Genomic DNA, 633 nt, shown 5'->3' with positions numbered 1-633 from the left:
GCGCTAGGCCATTGGGAGGTGGCCGCCGTGGTACGACAAGTCTGCTGCGCGGACGGTTCCCTCAAGCGCCTGTCCGAGCAGACCGGCGAGGGCCGGAACGTGGTGACGAAGCTGCTGAAGGTGGGGCTGGATTTGTTGGCAGTGCATTACGGGATGATGATGAGGAGGCGGGTGGGGTGAGCGGCGCAAATATCCGGCCGGCGGCGCCGGCCGGATCATTTTTCACAGGATCAGATCATCGGCAGACGCGGATTTCCTCGACGATCCTGTGGTGATGGCGCCAATGCTTGACCAGTGCGATGTGGCAACGGTGGTGACGGTGGTAATAGCGCGGCCTGTAGCCGTTGTCATAGGCGTCGTACTGGTAATAAGGGCGATAGTAGCGATCGCCATAGTCGTAACCATTGTAATAATCGTCGCCGTAATAGTCGTCTGCATAGCCGCCAATGCCGATACTGATACGGCTGCGGGCGTCGGCGGGGGCGATCATCGCCGCCGCCGAAGCAATGGCGATAACCGAAACAAGCAGGAGCTTTTTCATAGCTGCCTCCTTTTCAAGGTTAGGCTAATATATAACTGCCGAGTTGCAGCCTCGTTCCACAGATTCGTAAGATGTGACGAACAATACAGACC

1 protein-coding gene and 1 pseudogene are annotated in these 633 nt (G+C 57.7%); one reads left to right on the top strand and one right to left on the bottom strand.

Annotation, left to right across the window (positions count from 1 at the left end; translation table 11 throughout):
* Window positions 1-180, top strand: a pseudogene (locus EN884_RS37830) (hypothetical protein); the annotation flags it as partial.
* 55 nt (window positions 181-235) lie between these two features.
* On the opposite strand, the gene EN884_RS37825 reads toward EN884_RS37830, so the two are convergent.
* Window positions 236-541, bottom strand: coding sequence for a hypothetical protein (locus tag EN884_RS37825; protein ID WP_027160843.1), 306 nt, complete (start codon window positions 539-541; stop codon window positions 236-238).
* Window positions 542-633 lie beyond the last annotated feature (92 nt).

The sequence above is a fragment of the Mesorhizobium sp. M7A.F.Ca.AU.001.01.1.1 genome (assembly GCF_004022735.1).
Taxonomy (GTDB): Bacteria; Pseudomonadota; Alphaproteobacteria; order Rhizobiales; family Rhizobiaceae; genus Mesorhizobium; species Mesorhizobium ciceri.
Note: the sequence above shows the minus strand (reverse complement) of the source record. Positions and strands in the feature narration are given on the sequence as shown.